The organism is Rhodococcus sp. 27YEA15, assembly GCF_049739425.1.
Classification (GTDB): Bacteria; Actinomycetota; Actinomycetes; order Mycobacteriales; family Mycobacteriaceae; genus Rhodococcus_F.
This window is the reverse complement of sequence record NZ_JBMHHW010000002.1, coordinates 567,762-590,067: the sequence shown is the minus strand read 5'-3', so window position 1 is coordinate 590,067 and position 22,306 is coordinate 567,762. Positions and strand designations below refer to the sequence as shown.

At 62.5% G+C, this 22,306-nt stretch carries 14 protein-coding genes and 2 pseudogenes; 5 read left to right on the top strand and 11 right to left on the bottom strand.

The window, feature by feature from the left end; translation table 11 throughout:
- Positions 1-18: 18 nt before the first annotated feature.
- Positions 19-999 carry an alpha/beta hydrolase gene (locus ABH922_RS27705; RefSeq protein WP_424810225.1) on the top strand — a complete coding sequence of 327 codons (981 nt, stop codon included), beginning with the start codon at positions 19-21 and terminating at the stop codon, positions 997-999.
- Positions 1,000-1,029: 30 nt separating this feature from the next.
- On the opposite strand, the gene ABH922_RS27700 is transcribed toward ABH922_RS27705, so the two are convergent.
- From ABH922_RS27700 to ABH922_RS27670, 7 genes are all read right to left on the bottom strand, one after another.
- On the bottom strand, positions 1,030-2,592 hold the full coding sequence (locus ABH922_RS27700) for an ATP-binding cassette domain-containing protein (RefSeq protein ID WP_424810224.1): 1,563 nt from the start codon (positions 2,590-2,592) through the stop codon (positions 1,030-1,032).
- A 1-nt stretch (position 2,593) separates the two neighbouring features.
- Positions 2,594-3,463 carry an ABC transporter permease gene (locus ABH922_RS27695; RefSeq protein WP_424810223.1) on the bottom strand — a complete coding sequence of 290 codons (870 nt, stop codon included), beginning with the start codon at positions 3,461-3,463 and terminating at the stop codon, positions 2,594-2,596.
- Entirely contained in the window at positions 3,460-4,041 is a 582-nt protein-coding gene (locus ABH922_RS27690) for an ABC transporter permease (protein WP_424810222.1), read from the bottom strand. The genes ABH922_RS27695 and ABH922_RS27690 overlap by 4 nt, the downstream gene beginning before the upstream one ends.
- A gap of 372 nt (positions 4,042-4,413) precedes the next feature.
- Entirely contained in the window at positions 4,414-6,060 is a 1,647-nt protein-coding gene (locus tag ABH922_RS27685) for an ABC transporter substrate-binding protein (protein ID WP_424810221.1), read from the bottom strand.
- Positions 6,061-6,150: 90 nt separating this feature from the next.
- Complete coding sequence (locus ABH922_RS27680) at positions 6,151-7,182, bottom strand: LLM class flavin-dependent oxidoreductase (RefSeq protein WP_424810220.1); 1,032 nt, start codon at positions 7,180-7,182, stop codon at positions 6,151-6,153.
- The gene (locus ABH922_RS27675; RefSeq protein ID WP_424810219.1) at positions 7,179-8,531 is read right to left on the bottom strand and encodes an NtaA/DmoA family FMN-dependent monooxygenase; all 1,353 of its coding nucleotides are present in this window, start codon (positions 8,529-8,531) and stop codon (positions 7,179-7,181) included. The genes ABH922_RS27680 and ABH922_RS27675 overlap by 4 nt, the downstream gene beginning before the upstream one ends.
- 91 nt (positions 8,532-8,622) lie before the next feature.
- Positions 8,623-9,237: a TetR/AcrR family transcriptional regulator gene (locus tag ABH922_RS27670; RefSeq protein ID WP_424810218.1), complete on the bottom strand. Its 615-nt coding sequence runs from the start codon at positions 9,235-9,237 to the stop codon at positions 8,623-8,625.
- Positions 9,238-9,340: 103 nt separating this feature from the next.
- Between ABH922_RS27670 and ABH922_RS27665 the strand changes: the two genes are divergently transcribed.
- The 3 genes from ABH922_RS27665 (at position 9,341) to ABH922_RS27655 (ending at position 14,803) form a co-directional block, all read left to right on the top strand.
- Positions 9,341-10,825, top strand: a complete 1,485-nt coding sequence (locus ABH922_RS27665; RefSeq protein ID WP_424810217.1) for an MFS transporter — start codon at positions 9,341-9,343, stop codon at positions 10,823-10,825.
- A gap of 132 nt (positions 10,826-10,957) precedes the next feature.
- The gene (locus ABH922_RS27660) at positions 10,958-11,935 is read left to right on the top strand and encodes an aldo/keto reductase (protein WP_424810331.1); all 978 of its coding nucleotides are present in this window, start codon (positions 10,958-10,960) and stop codon (positions 11,933-11,935) included.
- 138 nt (positions 11,936-12,073) lie between these two features.
- A complete protein-coding gene (locus ABH922_RS27655) occupies positions 12,074-14,803 on the top strand; it encodes a LuxR C-terminal-related transcriptional regulator (protein WP_424810216.1) in 2,730 nt (909 codons plus the stop codon).
- A gap of 106 nt (positions 14,804-14,909) precedes the next feature.
- Here ABH922_RS27655 and ABH922_RS27650 read toward each other — a convergent pair.
- A pseudogene (locus tag ABH922_RS27650) lies at positions 14,910-15,919 on the bottom strand (IS481 family transposase).
- A 110-nt stretch (positions 15,920-16,029) separates the two neighbouring features.
- Positions 16,030-17,136: a transglycosylase domain-containing protein gene (locus ABH922_RS27645; protein WP_424810215.1), complete on the bottom strand. Its 1,107-nt coding sequence runs from the start codon at positions 17,134-17,136 to the stop codon at positions 16,030-16,032.
- Between the two features lie 532 nt (positions 17,137-17,668).
- Here ABH922_RS27645 and ABH922_RS27640 point away from each other — a divergent pair.
- A complete protein-coding gene (locus ABH922_RS27640; RefSeq protein ID WP_424810214.1) occupies positions 17,669-18,658 on the top strand; it encodes an NYN domain-containing protein in 990 nt (329 codons plus the stop codon).
- A gap of 20 nt (positions 18,659-18,678) precedes the next feature.
- Here ABH922_RS27640 and ABH922_RS27635 read toward each other — a convergent pair.
- Together ABH922_RS27635 and ABH922_RS27630 are read right to left on the bottom strand one after the other, a co-directional pair.
- Positions 18,679-19,868: pseudogene (locus ABH922_RS27635) on the bottom strand (IS630 family transposase).
- Between the two features lie 303 nt (positions 19,869-20,171).
- Positions 20,172-21,287: an IS630 family transposase gene (locus tag ABH922_RS27630; RefSeq protein WP_424810312.1), complete on the bottom strand. Its 1,116-nt coding sequence runs from the start codon at positions 21,285-21,287 to the stop codon at positions 20,172-20,174.
- Positions 21,288-22,306 lie beyond the last annotated feature (1,019 nt).

Below are 22,306 nucleotides of genomic sequence, written 5' to 3'. Positions count from 1 at the left end.
CGGAGTGGAGCCGAGCCGATGAGCGACCCCGACGACTGGCGCGCCCGGATCGATCCCGAGCTGGCACCGGTCGCCAACGACTTGCGCCACGCCCCGCCGCAGACGTTCGCCGCCATCCGGACCGCAGCCGAGCAGCAGCTGGCCGACGCCGCCGCCCGACGAGCACTGCCACCGGTTGTGGGTGTCGATCTGGTGACACCAGAGGGCGTGCCGATCCGTCTCTATCGCCGACCACGCCCGAAAGATCCGGTGCCGGTGTTCGTCTGGATTCACGGCGGTGGGTTCACCGCCGGAAGTGCCGGCGCCGCAAACAGGTTCTGCGCCGACATCGCGGCCCGGCTCGACATCGCGGTCGCAGGCGTCGAGTATCGGCTGGCCCCGGCACATCCCTTCCCCGAGCCCCTCGATGACTGCTACTCGGCGTTGACCCACCTCGCGGCGTCGGCCGACGCACTCGGACTCGACCCAGATCGATTCGGCGTCGGTGGCGCGAGTTCGGGCGGCGCCCTGGCGGCAGCGACGGTTCTGCTCGCGCGCGACAAAGGCGAGGTGGCCGTGGCGTTCCAGCTACTCGATGTGCCGATGCTCGACGATCGACTGGCAACCCGTTCGGCGATCGACTTCACGGACACTCCGGGCTTCACCAGTGCGGGCGGTCTCGCCGCCTGGACGGCCTATCTCGGGCCACACCAACGCCCCGGGGACCCTGACGTGACGTACTACGCTGCGCCCGCCCGGGCATCCGACCTGTCCGGTCTACCGAGGACGTACGTGGCGACGACAGAACTGGATCCCCTTCGGGACGAAGGAGTCGAGTACGCTGCCAGGCTTTCCGCTGCCGGAGTCGGCGTAGAGCTGCATTCGTTTCCCGGGACATTCCACGGATCGGAGATGTTCGCCCCGTTCGCCGCGATCTCCTTGAGAGCGGCCGAGGAACGGCTTCGCGCCGTCGCGGCAGGGCTGGCCGTGCCTGCCGACGACCGGGTACGTCTGCCCTGACCGGCGTACCGCGCCATCGCCGGCGCGTGGCTACGTCCACGCGCCGTCGCCACCCCCGACCCGCGCGGTCACCGGGAACTCGATGCGCGGCACACTGTCCAAAAGCGCTGCGGTGTAGGCGTGCTGCGGGTTCTCGAAGACCTCTGCAGTCCAACCGGATTCGACCACCACCCCATCCTTCATCACGTGAACCCGATCGCAGATCTCCTGAACCACACCCAGATCGTGGGTGATGAAGACGATGCCCAGCAAGCGTTCCTTCTGTATCTCTGCCAACAAATCCAGGATCTCACCACGCACCGATGCGTCCAGAGCCGACACCGCCTCATCGCACACCAGGACATCCGGTTCGGTTGCCAGGGCCCTTGCGATCGCAACTCGCTGCCGCTGTCCGCCGGAGATCTCGTCAGGGCGCCGTCGTTCGACATCGGCGGGGAGCCCCACCAGGGCGAGAAGTTCGGTCACGGCGGTGCCCGGCCTCGTCGCCTCGGCGATGATCCGCCGTACGGAGTACCGGGGATCGCAGGCCGCCAAGGGGTTCTGGTGGATCAGCTGAATCCGCCGTCGGATCCGGCGCCGACGGCGTTCGGGTAGTTCCGACCACGGCGCCCCGTTCACCTGAATCGTTCCGGTGCTCGGTCGGTCCAGTCCCATGATCAGCCGGCCGAGTGTGCTCTTACCGGCACCCGATTCGCCGACGATGCCGACGGTCTCCCCCGCCGCGGCGGTCAACGAGACATCGCCGACCGCGACTCGCCGCCCGTAGGACTTGCTGACGCCGGCGACGTCGAGGACGGTGTTCCCCCGCTTTCCCGGGCCGACGCGCCGATTGTGCTTCGAACTGTCCAGCAGGTGCCTGGTGTAGTCGTGCGACGGTCGCGTCAGGATCTCCTCGGTCGTTCCCTGTTCGACGAACACACCGTCTTTCATCACCGCGATCCGGTCGGCCACCTTCGAGATCGCCGCCAGATCGTGGCTGATGAAGAGGATCGCGGTCCCCTCACGTTTGATGTCAACGACGAGGTCCAAGATCGTCTGCTGGGTAATGACATCCAGCGCCGTGGTGGGCTCGTCCGCAACGAGCAAGTCCGGCCGGGCCGCCACCGCGGACGCGATCAGTGCCCTTTGGCGCAGTCCGCCCGACAGCTCGTGCGGATACTGGCCGAAACGGGTGATTGCGTCGGCGATGCCTGCCCGATGTAATGCGTCGAAGGCCAACCGCTTTCGCTCAGGCGAACCTCCCGGCGCCTCTCGAACCGCCTCCTGCACCTCCCTGCCGATCGTGCGCAGCGGATCCAGCGACTCCATCGCATCCTGCGCAACGAGTCCGATTCGCCTGCCTCGCACGTCTCGCCAGTCGGCGGCGTCGAATCCGGTGGCGTCCCGTCCGTCGATCAGGAAGCGATCGGCGTGCACCGTCGCGCCCGGACCACTCAAACCCAGTAGGGCCCGGGCCGTCACCGATTTACCCGAACCGGACTCGCCGACGAACGCCAGACATTCACCCGGGGCGATCGCGAAGGACACACCGGAGACAACTCGCTTCTGGGCTCCGAAGCCGATGCGAAGGCCTGAGACCTCAACAAACGTCATGTCACCGCCTGCCTTTCGTCAGTTTGCGACCCGCAACGGTGAAGATGACGACCACCAGCACCAGTGCCACGCCTGGGAATGTGGCGATCCACCACGCACTCGACAGGTACGGCTGGCCGGCAGCGATCATCGCTCCCCATTCGGGGCTCGGCGGTGGTGGGCCCAATCCGAGAAGGCTCAGCCCCGCGGCTGCCGCCACGGCGGTTCCGGTACCCAGCGAGGCGAGCACGATCACCGGACCGGCTATGTTCGGCAGCACGTGCCGGATTCCGTACAGCACCGGATGGACGCCGACCACCTTTGCCGCCTCGACGTACTCCGAGCGGCTCACCGACATCGCCTGACCGCGGATGAGCCGGGCGTAATAGGGCGCCGCGGCGAAGCCGACCGCCACTGCGATGTTGGCTGATCCGGGTCCGACCAGCGCGATGATCATGAGCGCGAGCAGAACTTCCGGAAAAGCCATCCAGATGTCCACGACCCGCATGAAACCCGAGTCGACGAATCGTCCTCCCAATGCTGACGCCAAGCCCACGATCGATCCGATCACGAGTGCGATCGACGCTGCGACGATGCCGATCATCACCGACACCTGCGCACCGTAGATGATCCGCGAGTAGACGTCCCGGCCGAGCTGGTCGGTGCCGAGAACATGCCCCCAGCCCGGTGCGGCATACGAGTGTTGCGCGTCGGTCGCGGTCGGCGACCCGGTGGCGAACCAGCCGGGGAACAACAGGATCAACGCAACGAGGACGATCCCGGACACGGTCAACCCGATCGTCACCTTGGTCCGAACGGAATTGTCGGACGCGGTGGATCCGGGCACAGGGAATTCGGGGAGTTCTGATGCCGCCATGTCGCCGATCGTCATACGCTCGCCTCCCGGACGCGGCGAAGTCTCGGATCGACGAGCGGCGCGGTGAGATCGGCCGCGGTGTTGGCGATCACGAAGACAACCGCTGAGATCGTGACCACCGCGGTGACCACCGGTGTGTCGTGTCCCTTCACCGCATCCACCAGAACCCGGCCCAGACCGGGTCGGGAGAAGACCTGTTCGACGAGAACCGCTCCGCCGATCAGCGTTCCCAGGGTCCACGCGGACATCGTGACCGTCGGCAACACCGCGTGACGCATCGTGTGGTGCCAGAACACGGAACGCTCGGTGAGGCCTCTGGCCCGTGCGGTCAGTGCGAACGCCGAGCGTTCGACCGACAACAACTGATTTCGCATGATCTGCGCCAGCACACCGGCAATGGGCAGGGCGAGCGCAATGGTCGGCAGCACCAGGCTCACCGGTCCGGTCGATCCGAACGCCGGAAACCACTGGAGTCCGAACGAGAAGATCGACAACAGGATTATCCCGGTCCAGAACGGAGGGGTCGCCACGAAGAGAACCTCCACGAAGCCCAGCAACCTCGGTGACGCCCCTGTCCGCCCGACCGTCGCCACCGTCGCGCACAATGCCAGCACCAGACCGGTAACGGGCCGCCGCGATGGCGAGCACCAGCGTCGGGGTCACCTGGCCCGCCAGCACGCGCGATACCGGCTCGTCACGTTGGTACGACCACCCGAGATCGCCGGTTGCCAACCCCGACAGCCGATCCCAGTACTGCTGGATCAAGGGATCGTCGAGGCCGTACTGCTCGGTCACCTGTTCCCGTAGACCCGGCACATTGGCCGACTCCGCACCTATGATCGACTCCGCGTTGTTGCCACCGGCGAAGGCATTCACGAAGAACACGGCAGTGACGGCGCCCCAGACCACGAAAACACCCGCAGCAACCCTGCCGATCACGAAGAACGCCGGGCGGAAAAGGGTCTCTACGTCAGCCATACCCGACCCAGAGCAGGTTCGTTCTGGACGGTCAGGGCAAGCCCCTTCACACGCTTCTGCGAACCGAAAGTGCGTTGAATGACAAAGGTCGGAAGGATGTACGCCTGCTCGAGAACCTTGTGCTGCACTTTGCCATAGAGGCTGTTTCGCTCGGTCCCGTCCGGGGTGTCGAGGGCCTGATCCAGCCATCCGTCGAGCTCCGGATCGTTCACGCGAGCTACATTTCCACCCCCGGCAGCTGGTAGCTGTTCGGAATGAAACAGCGATCGCAGTACCGACCCATCGGTACCCGTCGCCGACGCCGCGCCCAGATCGTAGTCCCCGGTGCTGAATGCCTGAACAATTCCGGTGGTGTCGAGTGGGCGCAGTTGCAGATCGAAGCCCACCGCCTTGACGGCCTCTTTCACTGCGGTGTGATAGTCCAGCTGGGATTGGGTGGTGAACTCCGAGGCGTAGGTCAGTGTCACCGTCAGCGGGTCGCCATTTCGACTCCGGAATGCACCGCCGCCGGTGGTGTAGCCGGCTTCCTCGAGCAGTCTTTTGGCCTTGTCAGTCGAGAAGCCCCACGTCCCTTCGACCGAAGCATCGTATCCCGGAGTGGAACTCGTGATGGCCGACCAACCGGAGCCGTAGACACCCTGGAAGAGTCCGTCCGTGATCGACGTGGTGTCCACAGCGGATTGGAATGCCTGCCGCACCTTCTGGTCGGCGAATGGTCCCCGACTCGAATTCGGGTAGTAGGTGAACGGCGCACCCAAGCTGTCTTTACCGGTGATCTCGATGTCGGGCTGCCCCCGAAGGCCGGCCACCTGCGTCGGCGGAATCTGATCGGCGAGGTCCAGCTGGCGTGAGCTCAGCGCCCCCACCCGGGCGGCATCGTCGGCGAGGAACTGGACTTCGAACCCGTCGAGATATGCCTCTCCTTGATTCGACACCGACTCCGGGGCCCAACCGTAGCCGGGTCGACGAGCGAAGGCCGCCTTCTGTCCGGGCGTCAACGAGGCGGAGACGAACGGCCCGGTGCCGACAATATTGCTCCCTCCCTGGATAATTCGACCGGGGTCCTGCAGGATCTGCGGTGAATGGAAGCCCAGATAGGTACTGCTGACCGCACCGAGGAACGGCGAATAGGGTGTCCGCAGATAGACGACCACCGAGTGCGGTCCCGTCACCTCGGTGCGCTCGTACGGGCCGAGCAGGGTCTTGGCGTACCGCGATTTGGTGGCGGGCGCCACCACGTGGTCGAAGTTCGCTTTCACTGCATTGGCATCGAATGGTGTTCCGTCACTGAAGGTCACATCATCACGCAATTCGAAGCTGTACTGTTTGCCGTCCGGCGACACCGTCCACGACTTGGCCAGCCACGGTTCGACCACCCCGTCTTGCCGCAGGTTGGTCAATGAGTCGTAGACACTGCGTAGAACCAGGGCCGACAGACTCGAGACGGAGACATGGATGTCCCAGCTGTCCGGTGCCGCGGTGGTCGCGAAGGTCAATGTCCCGCCGCGGCGTGGCGGTGCATCATCGGAACCACCGTCGGAGTCGGTCGAGCAGGCCTGTAGGCCGACCGAGACCAGCGCCAGGCCGATCGCCGACAGGGCAGACCGCATCAGAAAGTCTCTACGGGAAAGCATGGATTTCTCCTTCAAGGGAATAGAGGGTCCGGCGACCGAGCGCCATCGGGGACGTCAGGGTTGCCTGGGAGGCACACGAACTGGGAAGGGTCAGGCGCTCGCGGCCGACGCGACGAGGTCGGTCGCGGCCTCGGCGAGTCGGCGCAGACAGCCCCGTCGCTGCGCCGGGTCGTGGATGTTGGAGATCGCGATGATCTCGTCGGCACCCGTGCTGTCGAGCAGGTCCGCGAACCGTCGCCGGACCGTTTCGACATCACCGACGACATCCGACGTAGTGTCGAGAGTTTCGCTTATCACCAATTGTTCGGAAGTCAGATTTCGTTGCAATGCCGCATCCATCGGCTCGAGAACTCGCGGATCGCCGGCGAGGAAATCCAGGACTGCGAGCCGCTCTGACGCAGCCAACGCCTCGGCGTGCTCCTGGTCATCACCGACCCATACCCTGATCGCGAGGATGGCCCGCGGCCGTGCGCCGGGAAACGCCGGCACAAAATTCTCGCGGTAGCTTCGCAGCGCATCGATGGCACGATCGCCCCGCTGGTTCACACAGAAGAATGCGTATCCGAGTCCTGCGCCGCCGGCATACCGCGCGCTGTTGACACTGGATCCGAGAACGAAGACGTCCGGCAGCGGTGCATCACCAGGTGACGCGATCAGCGACCGGTACGGGTCCGTGGGGTCGATGTCTCGCTTACCGCCGATAGCCAGGAGCTGGGCCAGGTGATCCGCGAACCGTTCGATCCCGTCCGGGTGGCGCAGGAGCGCCGCTCTCGTCTGCTCGTCTCCGGTTCCGGTCGACCGTCCGATCCCCAGATCGATTCGTCCCGGGTGGAGGGCTTCGAGTGTCCGGAACTGTTCGGCCACATGCAAAGGCGTGTGGTTCGGGAGCATGATCCCACCCGCACCCACTCGGATCGTGGAGGTCCGGTCGGCGATGTGGCCGATCATGATCTCCGGCGCCGAGATCGCCATGTTCCGAACACCGTGATGTTCGGCCACCCAAAAACGAACGTAGCCGAGTTCTTCGGCCAGCTGCGCCAGACGAACCGTCTCGAAGAGGGTCTGTGTCGGGCCGGTCGCCGCGGAGACCGGACCCTGATCGAGGAAGGACAGAACGGTCATCGCTTACTCCTCACGAGCGCAGTCTGGTCGGCGCCATCCGGGGCGCCGAGGCGGTAATGATCTCGAAGCGTGGTCCCCCGGTACTCCGATCGGAAGATTCCGCGTTGTTGCAACAAGGGCACCACGAAGTCGACGAAGGCCGGGAGCCCGTCGAACGTCACGTCCGGCATCACCGTGAAGCCGTCGACAGCACCTGCGACATACCATGTTTCGATCAGATCCGCGATCTGCTCCGGGGTTCCGACCGCCGTGATGTGGCCACTGGCACCACCTCGGCGAATCACGTCGCGGATCGTGAGTCCCCGCAGGACCAGGTCGACAGCGCGGCGGCCGCGACGAGGATCGACGGCCAGTCTGTCCCTGACCGAATCGGGTGCCGGCCGGTCCACTTCGAGTTCGTCGGGATCCACACCGAGCAGAGCCGCCAGTCCACGGACAGAACCGTCGAGATCGCCCAGTTCGTCGAGTTGCTCGCGCCGGAGCAGTGCTTCGGATTCCGTACTACCGATACTGGTGATCAGTCCCGGACAGTAGCGGACGGCGTTCTTCTCACGCCCGAACTCGGAACTCAGCCGGCGGATTTCAGCTTTCTCCGCAAGAGCAGAATCGATGTCGGGCACTGCACTGAACATGGCCTCGCCGGTTCGCGCGGTGAGCCGTCGGGACGAATCTGATACTCCTGCGTGAAAAATGACCGGATGCCCTTGTTCAGACGGTGGCAACGTGATGGGACCGCGGACGTCATAGAAAGTTCCGTGGTGGTGTATCGGGACGATTTCGTTCATGTCGGCGTAGAAGCCGACTCGAGCGTCTGCAACCAATGCTTCGGCATGCCAGCTGTCCCACAACGCCTTCACCACAGCGACGAACTCGTCGGCGCGTGCATATCGCTCCTCCGAGGAGGGTATGTTCGCTGCGAAGTTCATGGACACAAGCGGATTGGAAGTGGTGATCGCGTTCCATCCCGCCCTCCCGTTGCTGGCCAGGTCGAGCGCGCGTATCCGCCTTGCCACGTTGAAGGGCTCATTGGAGGTCGTGGACAACGACGCAACAAGACCAATGTGGTCCGTCACGGCCGCGATGGCGGCCAGGATGATCGTCGGTTCGAGCCCATTGACGATTGGGTAGTCGGTCAGTGGGGCATGAAGTCCAGGCACATCGGCGAGGAAGATGGCATCAAGTTTGCCCCGTTCGGACACCTTGGCGACTTCCAGATAGCCGTCTAGCTTCGCGAAGGCCCGTGGGTCGGCCCCGGGCCAACGCCACGCTCCGGGATGGTTTCCGGCACCCACGGGGTGGACGTTCAGGATGAGGTCGCGCGACCCCACTGGGGCCGTCTGCAATGTCACGGCTTCGACTCCGTCATGTTTCGCACTCCGTCCTCGCTCTGATCACCATCAGACGGTTACGTTGCATCGTCGGCCTAAAGTCCCGCTTAACTCACGGTGCTTCTAATTCGCTTCTCGGCGCCCCGGCGCTCATCCCGGCCAGCATGATGTCGAAGGTGCGCGAACATCGACCCTCAACGTCGTGATCAGCGGTCTCGCGTAGCCAGGCAACCGCCGACAGCACGTCAAACAATTCGTCGACGGTGCAGTCCGCGCGCACTGTTCCCGCACGATGGGCTGCGGTCAGGAGTTTGTGGCCGGCGGCGTGCATCGCCAGACACGAGTGATGAGACGGCGTGCCCTCGTCGTACATACTTTTTGCCAGAATCCCGACCAATCCGCGAAAAGTGCTGTAATGCAACACGGTTCGCTTCATCCAGTCGACCAACGCCGGGTATGGATCCATCTCCTGCGAGACGTCGTCGGCGTGCCTGACCAATCGATCGAGTCCGTCTCGGGTAGCAGCCTCGACCAGGCATTCCCTCGACGGGAAGTGACCGTACAAGGTGCCGACCGCAACTCCCGCCGCGGAGGCGATGTCGGCCAACGACGCGTCCGCCCCCTCGACTGCGAACGCCTTCGCCGCGGCCGACAGCACCGCATCGTAGTTTCGTTGCCCGTCCGCCCGCTTCGGTCGCTGGGCCACATACGCCCGATCTCGCTTCATCTGAACCTCTCCTGTTGACAAACTGAGGCTACCTCGACTTACCATCCCTGCGTAACTCGAACCAGGCTCACCTTAAGCCCCCCCATCAGCCGGAGGAAACACATTGAGTGACCAGGCCAGATCCACCGCAACGGACGTGGATCGTCCCGAACCAGATGTCACCGACCTCGACCAACCCGATCAGGCGACGTCCTCGTCGTCGGACATCGGTGCACCGCTGGCGGGAGGATTGGCTCTCGCCGCCATCGTCAGCGCCGAGTTCATGCTCCAACTCGACAGCACGATCGTCAACGTCGCACTCCCTGAACTCCGCACCGACCTCGGTATCACCGAGGCAGGAGCTTCCTGGGTGCTGAACGGTTTCCTACTCGCCTTCGGCGGATTCCTCCTTCTCGGAGGACGTCTCGGCGACATCCTCGGGCATCGCCGAGTCTTCCTACTCGGAGTGTCGGTGATCGCAGTCGCATCACTGGTCGCCGGATTCGCGCCGAACTTCGCGACTCTGATCATCGGGCGCGTCGGACAAGGCGCGGGCGCCGCACTCGCCGGCCCGGCCGGACTCGCCCTCCTGGCGACACTGTTCCAGGGCACCAGGCAGCAACGCGCGTTCGGCCTGTATTCGACGGTCACCGGCCTCGGTGCGGCATCCGGTCTCATTCTCGGAGCACTGGTCACCGAAGCCGGCGGATGGCGCTGGAGTCTGCTGATCAATGCACCGCTGGCCGTCATCATCCTCGTGATCGGTGCCAAGACGATCCATCCACCGAACTTTGCCCCGGTGAAACGATCGCTCGGTGTCCTCAGTTCGGCACTCATCACGATCGCGCTGACAGCGGGCGTCTTCGGATTGGTGCGCGCATCACACGACGGCTGGAGTGACACTCCGGCCCTGATCTCGCTGGTGGCCGCACTGATGCTTCTCGGGGCGTTCGTCGCGGTGGACAGCCGCGTCGATGATCCGCTCCTGCCGGGCCGTATCTTCGCTTCCCGGGTACGCGTCGGAGGATTCATCAATCTGTTGCTGCTCGCCGCCGTCCTCACGACATTCCTGTTCTTCATCCCGCAGTACCTCGCGGCGAGCCTGGGCTTCACGCCGTTGGCGACAGGTTTCGCGATCCTCCCGTTTGCGGTCGCGATCTTCTTCGTCGCCCAGTTCGCACCCCGATTCCTTGGATCGATCAGCCTCAAGGTGCGGGGACTGATCGGACTCGTGCTCGTGACGTTGGCGGTGGCGCTGCTGACCCGTCTCGACGGAGGCAGTCAATACTGGGCGGACGTGTTCCCGTGGCTGATCGTGCTCGGTGCGGGCGTCGGTCTGGCAATCGTGCCGTTCAACATGATCATCCTGGGAAGCACCGCCGTGGAAGACACGGGCATCACTGCCGGAATCCTGCAGACCGCTCTGACATTCGGTGGATCACTCGGCATCGCCGTCCTCCTCATCCCTTACACGGCGGGTGACGACGGCCCCCAGATATCGTCCGTCTTCGAGTGGTCGACCGCAATCTCGGCCCTGGCCATCGTTGTGACACTCGGCTTCTGGTTCACCCGGGAGAAGAGTTCACAGGACGCCGTCGGGGCGCAGTAGGCGCATCACGCTGCCGGGCCGGCTCGCCTCGCGGGGCGGGGCCGGCTCAAGCCCGCCCTTAGAACGCCTGTGCACGCTGATTTCCGACAAACCCTACAAGACCACACGGAGTACGAGATGACCGAAATACCTGTGCGCCATCTGGGAACGGATCGTGTTGCAGCCCTGGGCCTCGGCGGATTGGGAATGAGTGAGTTCTATGGCCCTACCGATGAGTCGCAATCGATCGCGACCATCCGGCGGGCCGTCGAATCGGGCGTGACCCTCTTCGACACCAGCGATGTGTACGGTCACGGCGAGAACGAGCGACTACTCGGACGCGCTCTGGCCCCGCACCGCGAGAAAGTCCAGATCGCAACCAAATTCGGTGTTCGACGGGCTGACAACGGTATCGGCCAGGAAGTCCGCGGTGATGCGGCCTACATCAAGGAGGCGGTTCACGCCTCACTGGAGCGGCTCGGGACCGACCACATCGACATCTACTATCAGGCGCGCGTCGACGTGAACACACCGATCGAGGAAACTGTTGGCGCCCTGGCCGAGCTGGTCAAGGCCGGCGACATCCGGTACATCGGTCTCTCCGAGGCTGCCCCGGCCACGATACGGCGGGCTCACGCCGTCCACCCGATCACGGCACTGCAGACCGAGTGGTCGGTCTGGTCGAGAGAGATCGAAGCCGAGATCGCACCGACCGCACGCGAACTGGGGATCACCATCATCCCCAACGCACCGTTGGGTCGCGGCTTCCTCACCGGACGTTATCGCTCCCGCGACGTCTTCGACGAGAACGACTTTCGCTATCTCGCCCAGCCGCGACTGAGCGAGGAGAACTTCGATTTCAACCTGTCATTGCTGGCGTCCTTCGAACAACTCGCCCAAAGCCAAGGCGTCACCCCGGGTCAGCTCGCGTTGGCGTGGCTGTTGCACCAGGGCGAGGATGTGATCCCGATTCCCGGTACCCGACGGGTCGATCACCTCGACGAGAACCTCATCGCCGCCTCGATTACCCTCACTGCCGACGAGGTACGGCAGATAGGGGATGCGCTACCGGCGGCTCGCGTGCGGGGCAACAAGTTGACCGACTTCAGTCTCCAATTCGTCGACATCTGAGAACTGTCGGACGTCCGGGCCTGGCCGCACCGCCGAGCCGGGCTCGGACGTCGTCGGCGACAGTGCAGGAGGCCATTCGTTAAAATCAGCGCTTGCCGTAACCTTGAGCGCTGACCGGCGGGAGGGGAAGCTCATGGGGTGGACTCTGCGCGCCTCACCTCAAACGGCACCATCCCGGTTCGTACGTCCGAAGCCGCCAAGCTCACGGATGCCCTCGATCAGCTCGCGACGGGTACTGGTGGGCTGATTGCGCTCGCCGGCGACCCGGGTTCCGGGAAGACCCGACTGGTCGTCGAAATGTGCTGGCAAGCAAGGGAATCCGGGATCCGGGTCGTACACGGGCGCAGTGCAGCACACGATCAGCAATCGCCTCTGTCGCCGCTTCTCGGCACCGTCGGACCCGGGCAAATCCGGTCACCGGTGTCCGAGCTCTACCGCTCACTGAACGAGCTGAGTTCGACGACCACCCTCGTGGTCCTCGACGACTTCCACCACGCGGACCATGACAGTATCGAGCTCGTCGAATATCTGACCCGGCACCCCCTCGACGGGCCGCTGCTCATCGTCCTCTGCTATCGCCCACGCCAGGCAGGCGCGATGCTCCGCTCTGCGCTGGCAAAGGGATGCGAATCAGGGAGCACCTTGCGGATGCCTCTGCCTTCTTTGACAGTTCAGCAGTCGGCTGCGTTGACCGGCCTCACCGGATGCGAGCTGACAACGCTGCACGCGGCAGGCGAGGGAATCCCGCAATACCTTCTGCTCCTGGCATCGTCGATCCGGGAGAACCCGGTGGTCGACCTCGCTCCCTCGTCTCACTTCGACGATCTCGTCGCCGGCGAGACATCGGCGTTGACGGCCCCCGCCGCCGCACTCCTGCGAGCTGCCTCGATCCTAGGGAGCACCTTCTCGATCACCTCGGCTGCTGCGATCCTCGAACAGCGCATCGAGATCACGCCGGCGCAAGACGAACTGCTGGACCACGATCTCATCCGGCCGACGCCGGAGCCGACCGTGTTCCGGTTCCGTCACGACGTTGTGCGCACCGCGATCTACCGACAGGTCCGGCCGACCCACCGGAGGAAGCTGCATCGAAGCGCCTCGGTCGTCCTGTCCGGATCTGCCGAGGCACCGACCCTCGCCCGTCATCTGGAGATCGCCGCCAGCCGATGCACCTCCGGTCTGGAGACGTTCAACGACGCGGCCCAGCAGGTGATCGGCGAGCGTCCCGATGAGGCCATCAGGTGGTTGCGCATCGCAGCCGACGTCGCCGTTCCGGGTGACCAGTCCGTCCACCAGAATCTGTTGTTGGCGAGAGCACTTGTCACACAGGGGGATCTCACCGGCGCGGCCCGTCTCCTCACCGTGCAACGGGGCGTCGCCACCGATCGCAGGCGGCCTCAGATTGTCACGGATCTGGCGCTCGTCAAATGTTTCCTCGAGGAAGATGTCGCCGCCACGACCGACCTGCAGGTCGAGATCAACAGGCCGAGCAGGCATCGACCCGGCGACAAGATCCGGATGATCGCACGGCTCGCGATCATCGGGATGTTCGACGGCGAGCTGCCCGGCCTCGACCTGATCGATGACCTGGCCGGAACCGGTGCCGACGACGAATGGTCGATGACCAATGTCGACGAACTGGCGATGGTCGGGCTCTCCGCGCTCTCGGCCGCCTACCACGGTGACTTCACGACGGCCGTCGACAACACCCGCCGCGGGACCGAGCTCGCGATCCTGTCCACGGACGACGAGCTGGCGGAGTACCCGGACTATCTGACGATTCTCGGGTGGTCCGAAATCATGACCGCAAAATTCGATTTGGCCATAGCGCATTTCGAACGTCAGCTGTCGATCCTGCAGACCCAGGGGCTGACGTGCATGACTCCAGTCCTGCTCATCGGACTCAGCACGGCCTATCACTGCAAGGCACTCGTCGACACAGCCGAGCGGACCGCCACGGCCGCGAAGGATGCGGCCAGGGCCCTCGGCGCCGGCCGCGTCGCCGAGGTAGCCGAAGTGCTCGAATACTCCTATCTTTCGTGGAGCGATCGCGCCGACGGCAGTTCCGTGTCGGTGCAGTCTGCGGAGAAGGCCATGGGGGCCCCGAAATTGGGCGGGTGGTGGTTCGGAACGAACGCCGCCCTGCAACTGGCCTCCGCCTTGAAGATGCACGGTGATGCAGATCGTTGTGCTGCAGTGATTCTCGCGACCGGTGGCGGACCCGAATTGTCGTTCATCTCACCGTCCATGAGGCCCTGGTGCTACGAGACACTGGCCGACGTCGACGCCGACCGGGGCGACTCCGCGACGGCCGATTGGGTGCAACGAGCCCAGGACGCGGCTGCAGGCTCCGGAGCGGCCGGCCATGCTCACGCCTACGCCGTGTTCGCCGCAGCGCATCTCGCACGCATGCAGGAGCGGTACCGGGAAGCTGCCGAACTGTATCGCCAGGGCGCGCAATCCTTTGCGGCACTGGGCATGCGTGGACCGCAGATACGAGCGCTCAACGAAGCGGGTGCGCTCGCCGTGGCCGCCGGCCACGGCGGTGGCGGTACGCAGGAACTGCGAGCGGCCCGAGAACTCGCGCATCAGGCCGGGAAGTCGGTCGTTTACGAGAACACCGAGTCAACCCGGCGCAAGGTCGTACCGATCTCGCGCGAGAGCGTCGACACATCCGCCCTCGCATCGCTGACGAAGCGCGAAGCGGAAATTGCCCAGATCACGGCGACCGGAATGCGCACCAGGGCAATAGCCGACCTACTTCACCTGAGTCCACGAACCGTCGATATCCATCTCACGCACATTTACCGGAAACTCGGAATAAACAATCGAGCGCAGCTCGTTCGACTCATGGTCGAAGCTGCGTAGAAGACAATTCTTGGGACATTCTTGAAATCGTATTTCTCCACCAGCAGAGCATATTTCGCTCATACTGAGTCGAACTTCCTTATCGGAACCTGGATTGTTCGCCACACTAGCTGTACGAGGCACGGACGTTAGTTACGCGGTGCCGGCGGTAAGCGGCGGGCGGTCGTCCTCCGCGTGTTGAATGCGGTCGATGATAATTATAGTGAACATTCCACACCTCGACGGCGGTGCGTCGCTCGGCTTCGCTGGTGTACTCGCGTGAGTAGAGCAGTTCTTCGGCAAGGATGCGGTTGTAGCGTTCCACTTTCCCGTTGTGTTTCGGTGTGTACGGCTTGATGCGGTAGTGCCGAGCTTCTCGCAATGAAGATGTGAAATCTGCTGCCCGATAGCATGATCCGTTGTCGGTGATCACGCGTTCGATACGGGTGATGCCGTGTACAGCGAAGAAGAGTCGGGCGTGGTGCATGAAATCGATGGCCGTTGCGGCGGTTTCGTCGTCGCGTGCCCCCGTGTATGCCAAACGGGTGTTTCCGTCGATCGCGGAGTGCAAGTAGGTGTAGCCGATCCGAGGTTGCTTCGATCGCGCCTTGCGCCGTTGGGATCGTTTGGCCTGCTCGGAGCCTCGCCCATGAACTCGCCACCCGCCACCGTCGGGGATCTTCCCGACTTTCTTGATGTCGACGTGCACCATCTGACCTGGCCGTTTCGTGGCGATGACCTGTGGTTTTCGGTAGGTTTCGCCGTTCGGGTCGATGAACCGGCGACGGTGCAATCCCAGGTTCCGCAGGATTTTCGTGACCGTCCGGCGAGCAATCACGATGCCGTCGGTACGCAGCTCGAACGTGATGCGGGAGGGAAGACCATTTCCGGGTCCGTCGCATCGCTTCGATCTCGGCCACGATCTCCGTTGCTGTGGCAGTCGGGTGATGGTGTGGCGTGCTGGATTGGTCCTGAATGCCCAGGTCACCGTATTGACGATGCCGGTTGACCCACTTTTCAGGCGCATTGTCGGGAGATACCCATTTCGGCGGCGACGTGGGCAATCGGACGAGTTCGGCATCGCTCGATCAGGCGGCGTCTTCCTTCAACAGTAAGTGGGGCATTACGGTGTGTCACAGGGCTGGTCCTTTTTGGTCGAGAACGGTTGTGTCGCAACTCCCATTCTTACGCCGAGGACCAGCCCGTCTACTTCAGTCCCGCGTCAGCAACGTCCATACCCACAACACCTAGTTCGGCGCTACGCCTTCCGAATCGAGTCGGTCTCTGACGGCTTGCGGCATTGTCGAGCAAGCATCAGGCTGGTCGAGAGTATCTTCGAAAGCGGAGGCAGGCTCGGCGATACCGATCGTCGCTGCGACTCCTTCCCAACCGCCCATCTCCGACTCGATCTGCGGTATAAACCACCCGGCAGCTCGGTTCACCGATACCGGAACCAGCCAGAAGGCGTCTTCGCTGAGATCGATTCCACCGTCATGTGCGCGGCGAACGTCCTCGCCTAGAGGAAGCAAGCCGGCCAGCTGCGCAGCTTGGACCGAACTGACGTTCCACGGCGGAACATCGAAGTAGTACCAGGTAGCAGCGCAGACACCGTAGAGATTCGGTCCGAACTGGGCAATGTTCAGATAGATCTCCATCATTCGTTCGTCGGAAATAGTGTAGCCGAACGGCAGCGCAAACAACGCTTCGATGCCCTTTTTTACACTGTTCTGCGAACGATTAAAAAAGATATTCTTCGTGACCTGCTGAGGAATGGACGACCCCGCAGGATCTTTCTCGCCATCGAGCCGAGCTGCGATCCGATCCACGAATTCCCCGTAGTCGAAGGGGGCGAGGCGGGTGCCCAGCTCGCCATCCTCGTGCACGATCACGGCGGAGATGATGTACCGGCTGATGTGGTCGATGGAGACATTCTGCTGCACCGTCGGCCCAGACGCCTCGTCGGTAGCCATGAACATGGTCGACGGTGGCATGAAGAAAATCAGGCCCACCGCAATCGACTCGACGAGAAGGAATAACGCAAAGGACGTCACCGCAATCCGTTTCGCCCAACGTAGGAATACTCCCCGTCGTCGAGGTGAAGGTGGCTCCGGGGAGCCCGGCGGACTGGGGTCGGGCGTCGTGCCGGGGTATATAGGTTGCTGCGCATGGGGAACTGCGGGCGCCTGCGGCCGTTGTAGCCAACTTTCGTAGTCGACAAGTTTTCCATCCGGATCAAGGTTGGAGTAATCGGTAGTGATCACGGTCCGGCCTCTCCGCGTATGAGTCTCTGAGCTACACGCGCTTGTCTTTGGGATATACGTTGATATCCATGTGGATCTCAACTTGAGATCCAATTCGTCAAGATGCTGCGTGCACAGGACCAGCCGGGCTTGGCACTTATGTATGGGTGAGACCATTTCGACCTAAGCTCCGAGTGATACATATTACCGATAATCGAGGGCCCGTGTGACGTACTCTGGGGCCATCATGTGTCAGCCGCGAATCGGATGCCACGTTGGCTGTCGGCGCAGTCATGGTCGATTCTGCGCGGTTGATGTATCGATGCTCGGGCACTGCGGCTATTCGCCTTCCCCAGGGATAGGCGGTGGGTACTCGAAAATCGTCGACGAATTCAGCAATGTCGTAAAACGGATCACACGCAATGTGGTTCGTATCGGCCGTCACCCGGGTACTCGCGGAAGCTGCGGTAACCGAATTGAAAACTCGTTTGGAGTGGGCGCCGTCGCAACCCTGCCCTTGAGCATGACAGGTCCGGCTGGGCCTTCCCCGCGACACGTACCCAGTGCACCCTGAAGCAGCCCGATCCGACAACGGATCAGGCTGCCGCCCGGCGGCAGCCTGATGAAAAAGGAGTCGATGTCGACCATGCGTTCAACCTGCTCCATCTACGTAGATACCGGTTATCTACTGGCATCAGCCGCTACCCGCGTTACGGGCACCTCCCTGCGAAGCGGCATACACGTCGACTACGCCTCACTCATCGCATCGCTGATCTGCGAAGCTGAAAGCAGTTCTGGCCTACCAGTGCTGAGAGTGCACTGGTACGACTCAGCTCGACACGGAGTACCTGACGCGAGACAAGAACGAATCGGCGAACTGTCGAAGGTCAAACTCCGGTTAGGTCGATTCGGCGTCAACGGTGAGCAGAAAGGAGTTGACCTACGCATCGGCCTGGACCTCGTTACCCACGCACGAAACAATGCTTCGGATGTGTTTTTTCTTGTTTCAGGAGATGACGACCTGACCGAAGCTGTCGAAGAAGCACAGGTACATGGAGTGCAGGTCGTGCTCCTCGCAGTACCGACCACCAGCGGAACCCCGCACGGAGTGAGCCGGCACCTCGTGCGAGCCGCCGACGAAATCGCCACCATCGAAGGCGAGATCGTCGATGGTGCGGTAATGAAATTCGACCGGCCAATGCAACTGGCTGCGGTCAGCGCGTCAATCGTTGATTCGCCGCAACGGCAGCACCGGCCTACGCCGATGGACCTCACACGAGGAACCCGACGCGGCGCCACAGCGCATCGCAAAACCATCCAACCCACCAAAGCTGTGCCTGCCTACAGCGGATCCACAGGCCAACAAGCATGGATCGCCCCCCACTTCATCGATGGTGAAGTGCCCCCGGACTCCGTCATCGAGAAAGTCGTTGCGAGCGTTCTCGAGTCTTTCCGAAATAGCACCACTCACGAAGAGCTTGCGGACCTCGAACTCGCCAGGCCATCGATCCCCCCGGAGATCGACCGCGCACTTCTGCGTGACGCCTCCGACGCAATGCAAGTAGACGACCTCGACGAACGCATTCGCCATCAACTCAGGGCACGATTCTGGCTGGCATTCAGTAACGCCAGTTGACATTTGGTAGCGCCAGTTGATCAGTGCAGGTCCATACGCACAGCCCGCTCGTGTCCTACACCTGAGATTCGTTCAATATATTTTGCGAGTGAATTGAGGATTTCGTCCGCAGTTTTGGTCCAGGCAAAGGGTTTCGGATTCTCGTTCCAATCGGCGATCCATTCCCGCACGTCCTTCTCCAGTGACGCGACGGAGGTGTGCACTCCACGGCGGAGCAGTTGATCGGTGAGATACCCGAACCACCGCTCGACCTGATTGATCCACGAGGACCCGGTCGGGTAGGGGTCCCTCCCGCTCGCGGGGGAGAAATGAATATGGAACCGTGGATGTTTCGCCAACCAGTCCCGTACGGTGACGGTTTTGTGGGTCGCGAGATTGTCACAGACCAACTGCACATCGAGTTCGGTCGGGACCATTTTGTCGATCGCGACCAGAAACTGCTTGAATTCGACGGCCCGATGCCGGCGGTGCAGTGCGGAAATGACAGTACCGTCGGCGATATCGAACGCTGCGACTCCCCCGAGCACTACGTGCAGGGAGGTACCCCCCAAGCTCATGACATCGGAACGGACTTCAGTCGTGGCTGCGCCGCTCAGGCATACCGGCCATCATCAGCAGCACCGGTTGGGACCGATCGAGAGCTTGCATTCCGGATTTCTCGTCCACACACGGCACGACCGCATGCTCGGGCGGATTGTGGTACAGGCCAACGACATCGACGACTTTGTCGACGAACTGCGGGTGCGTGGAGAGTGTGAAACCGTCGGTGAGGTGCGGTTTCAGCTCGAACTTGCGCCAGATCCGTCCGATCGTCGATGTCGAGAGCCCGGTCTTCTCCGCCATCGACGTTCGTGACCAGTGCGTCGCCTGGGGCGGTGATTGTTCGAGAGTGCTGGTGATGACGTCTTCGACCCGGTCGAGCAGGATCGACGGCGGGCGGCCGGGCCGTGGTTCGTCGGTCAAACCTTCGAGGCGTTTGTCGATGAACCGAGAACGCCACTTGGTGACGGTGCTCGGGGTGACCCGCAGGTCGTCGGCGACCTGCTTGTTCGACGCGCCCGGCTGCGCGCACGCCAAACACGATCTTCGCCCGCAGCGCCAATACTTGCGATGTTTTGGCCCGCCGCGACCACTGCGTCAACTGTTCGCGTTCTCCATCGGAGAGTTCGAGTCCGGTTTTCGGGCGGCCAGGCCGGGGTTTGTCGGTCAACCCGGCCAATCGGTCCTGCGTGAACCGCCGCCGCCACGCATTCACTGTCATCCGCGAGACACCCACCTCGGATACAACATCGTCGTACACCACACCAGGCTCACTGCACGCCAGAATGATTCGAGCCCCAAACCACCATCCGAGACGACCCCTGCGACCACGTGAGCAGTTGAAACCGTCCACTCTCAGTCAGCACGAACTCAGGCTCGGAACGCTCAACGCGCACCACCCTCGTATCGTAACAATTTATACAGTGAATTTCTAGCGCAGGACACTAGTGTACTGCGTTAGAAATTAAGCATGTTAGTTATTGATTGTTTTCGTCGTGGTTGGGTTGAACTTGGCGAGGTAGTCGGCGAGGGATCTGAGGATCTCGTCAGCAGTCTTGGTCCAGCGGAAAGGACGCGGATTGTCGTTCCAGGTATCGATCCACTCGGTGATCTCGCCTTCGAGGGCTTTGACCGAGGTATGGACACCGCGGCGGATGAGCTTGTCGGTGAGCAGTCCGAACCAGCGTTCGACTTGATTCATCCAACTCGAACCTGTTGGGGTGAAGTGAATATGGAAGCGGGGATGCCTGGCCAACCATGCCTTGATCTCGGCGGTGTTGTGGGTGGCGTAGTTGTCGCACACCAGGTGCACGTCGAGGTCACGGGGTACGGCTTTGTCGATGGTGATCAGGAACTTGCGGAACTCGACGGCTCGATGCCTACGGTGCAGTGCGGAAATGACGGTGCCGTCGGCGATGTTGAATGCCGCGAAGAGGCTGGTAATACCGTGACGAAGATAATCGTGGGTGCGCCGTTCGGGAGTGCCGGGCACGATCGGCAGGATCGGTTGTGACCTGTCGAGGGCTTGGATCTGAGACTTCTCATCGACGCAGAGCACGATCGCCTTCTCAGGTGGATTGTGGTACAAGCCAACAACATCGACCACTTTCTCGACGAACAGCGGGTCGGTGGACAGCTTGAACGAGTCCTGCAGGTGCGGTTTGAGATCGAACTTGCGCCAGATCCGCCCGATCGTTGATTTGGACAGTCCGGTGTGCGCAGCCATCGACGTCCGGGACCAGTGGGTGTCCTTGCTGGGCGTCGACTCCAAGGTCGCGATGATCACGTCCTCGACCTGATCGAGCAGGATCGACGGCGGCCGGCCTGACCGGGGCTCGTCGACCAACCCGTCGAGCCGGTGTGTAATGAAACGCTGACGCCACCGGTTCACGGTCGACTCGTCGACACCGAGATCGGCCGCCGCCTGCTTGTTCGTCCCGCCTTCGGCGCAGCGCAGTACGATCGTTGCCCGCATCGCAAGGTACTGAGCGGTTTTCGCTCTCCTCGCCCACGACGTCAGCTGCGTTCGTTCGTCCTCGCTCAACACCAATTCCGCCTTCGGGCGCCCACTTCGCCCGGCATCGGCCAGTCCCTCGAGCCGCTCGGCGGCGAACTTTCGCCGCCATGTCGCTACCGTGAGATCGAGTTCGCGTGCAACACCCGCGTTCGACGCACCTTCGGCGCAGGCCAACACGATGCGCGCCCGCTCCGCCTGCCGCCGGCCACCCGATTCGACCCTGCGCGTCAGCTCGGCACGTTCAGCCACGGACAACGTGATTTCAACAGCCGAAGGTCCACGATGCGACATGAAACAGATTATAAACTAATTGGTGTAATTTCTAGCGCAGGACACTAGTAGCCTTTGATTCGTGAGTTGCTTCGCACATCGAGGTAGTCAGCCCAGTCGCAGCGAACATAGTCGGCCCACCGACTGGCGGCGTGGATATACCACCCGAGCAGGTCGGCTACTAGTCGGTTCAGGTAGATTTTCGGTGAGAAATACGAGAGCTGAGTTGCGGCGGATCTGATCGGGACGCCCAGTTTGGCGATCGCCCCATCAACGAGCACGGCGTGGCGCGGAAACAAGAACCATGAGGCCGTCTTTGTAGTCAAAGTACGGGATGATGGTTCCTACCAGTCCGACGACTTCCAACGTGACAAACATCCCTGTTTCGGTAAATAGCGTGTCAACCAGAGGTCCGCACGAAGTAATCTACCCTTTGTCCCAACAACGGCCGAAGTATCCGCAATAGTGGGACTACCGGTTTCGGTATCGCGACCGCACAAAGGAAAGGAGCGTGTCCGTTGACTGCGCAACCACGGGCCGTATTGCAGGACCCGATACTTCGGAAGCGACTATCTGCTATTCCGGAAAAGTCATGGCACATCGCATGCCAAACGTATTGGGAGCTTTCACCAAATGAAATGCCAACCAAATCGGTCCGCGATGACGTACGCCAACGTATCCGCTTGGTACGAACACCGAACAGGAAAACGGTGGGTCAACTACCCGGGATGCTCTTGCCCTTCGTGGAGGTAGCGGCCGATCACCTTGCGAGGGAAGGGTTCCTCACTGACGCCGGAATCCCGGACAGTCCAGAAGGCTGG

Bases quoted from the DNA above. Each gene is read 5' to 3' on its own strand.
- ABH922_RS27705 (WP_424810225.1), top strand. From the start codon at position 19: ATGAGCGACCCCGACGACTGGCGCGCCCGGATCGATCCCGAGCTGGCA.
- ABH922_RS27700 (WP_424810224.1), bottom strand. From the start codon at position 2,592: ATGACGTTTGTTGAGGTCTCAGGCCTTCGCATCGGCTTCGGAGCCCAG.
- ABH922_RS27695 (WP_424810223.1), bottom strand. From the start codon at position 3,463: ATGACGATCGGCGACATGGCGGCATCAGAACTCCCCGAATTCCCTGTG.
- ABH922_RS27685 (WP_424810221.1), bottom strand. From the start codon at position 6,060: ATGCTTTCCCGTAGAGACTTTCTGATGCGGTCTGCCCTGTCGGCGATC.
- ABH922_RS27680 (WP_424810220.1), bottom strand. From the start codon at position 7,182: ATGACCGTTCTGTCCTTCCTCGATCAGGGTCCGGTCTCCGCGGCGACC.
- ABH922_RS27670 (WP_424810218.1), bottom strand. From the start codon at position 9,237: ATGAAGCGAGATCGGGCGTATGTGGCCCAGCGACCGAAGCGGGCGGAC.
- ABH922_RS27640 (WP_424810214.1), top strand. From the start codon at position 17,669: ATGCGTTCAACCTGCTCCATCTACGTAGATACCGGTTATCTACTGGCA.